2 protein-coding genes are annotated in these 1,415 nt (G+C 64.0%); one reads left to right on the top strand and one right to left on the bottom strand.

All coding sequences use genetic code 11. The features are described from left to right. Positions 1 to 912 (bottom strand): DUF4158 domain-containing protein (locus C5F48_RS23755; RefSeq protein WP_146170758.1); only part of this gene is annotated, 912 nt, incomplete at its 3' end. Between the two features lie 121 nt (positions 913 to 1,033). Here C5F48_RS23755 and C5F48_RS23750 point away from each other — a divergent pair. Next, positions 1,034 to 1,415: recombinase family protein (locus C5F48_RS23750; RefSeq protein ID WP_146170757.1), on the top strand; the 382-nt coding region annotated here is incomplete at its 3' end.

Here is a 1,415-nt window from a genome sequence, read left to right as displayed (position 1 = left end):
GCGCGGCGCATAGCGCCTGAAGCGATGATACCCATGGCCGACATGCGCCAGCGGATCGGCGGCCAGGGTGTCGGTCAACCGGGCCGCTGTTGCAACCAGCCCCTTGAGGGACAGCCAGCCACCGGCAGTGCCGACAGCCTCCTCGAGCGATGCGTGATCTTCATGGGCCTCCAGCAGCGCCGAACCGAGGGTGGCGAAGGACTGCAAGGTGTCCTTCAGCGCCGCTTTGGCATCTTCCGCACGAGCATCACATCTGGATTTCGCCTCACGCCACGTCTTGCCGACGATCCGGTCATGGGTTTCCACAATGGCGTCGGCAATGGCGCTGCACCATTCCATTGTCCGCATGGCATCGTCCAGCCGCTCCGCGATCTGGGACTCGGTGCGCCGCTCCGCGGCGACGAGCGCGTCCGCGCAAAGGCGCTCGATGATCGTGACGCCGGGCAGAATGGTCCGGGTTGCCCGGCACTGCTCGACAAACCGCCGGGCCAGATCATCGTTGGACCGCGACGCCTCGGCCGCATCGTTCAGCCAAGCCTTCAGGTCCCGCGACCCCCTGCCCGCAAACATCTTGTATCCATATACCTCTCGTAGCGCCGCAAGATGCTCATGGCGGGTCTCTTCACGGGTCGCATACCCGGCGAGATCATCGGGCTTCAGGCCCAGCTGCGCCGCCACGAAGCGGCTGACCGCCAGAGGGATCACCTCGCCGGGTCCCAGCAGACGACCGGGATATCGCAGCGCGCACAGTTGCAGGGCGAAACCAAAGCGGTTGTGTGAACGGCGTCTGGCGCGGATGATTTCCAGATCGTCGTCCGACAGCGTGTAGTGGTGCAGCATTGCCGCCTCAACGGCCGGCAGATCAAATATCGCGGCCCGCTGTCGGTCAGTCAGCACTGTACGATGGGCCATGTATCTTTTTCTTCCTGCGGATGTACTTCTGATGTTTTGTTTATGATATAAGATAAGAAACAGAGATGCTGTCAAAAGCCATCATCTGCCCAAGAACACCTCAAACGAACGTTTGTGAAACATGCTGATCGGCTATGCCCGCGTCTCCAAGGCGGACGGGTCCCAGTCCCTCGACCTGCAGCGCGATGCCCTCGCCGCCGCCGACGTCGTGGGCGAGCGGATCTACGAGGACCGCGCCTCGGGCGTGCGCGATGAGCGGCCCGGACTCGAGGCCTGCCTGCGGGCCCTGCGGCCGGGGGATGTGCTGGTGGTCTGGAAGCTCGACCGGCTGGGTCGCACGCTGACGCATCTTGTGAACCTGGTGCGCGACCTGTCGGATCGCGGCGTCGGACTGCGCGTGCTGACCGGTCAAGGCGCGGAAATCGACACCACGACCCCGGCCGGTCGCATGATCTTCGGTATCTTCGCTACCCTGGCCGAGTTCGAGCGCGACCTCATCCGAG

Origin of the sequence: Cereibacter changlensis JA139 (assembly GCF_003034985.1) — a bacterium.
Classification (GTDB): domain Bacteria; phylum Pseudomonadota; class Alphaproteobacteria; order Rhodobacterales; family Rhodobacteraceae; genus Cereibacter; species Cereibacter changlensis.
The sequence above is the reverse complement of the archived record's forward strand: the minus strand, read 5'-3'. Positions and strand labels throughout refer to the sequence as shown.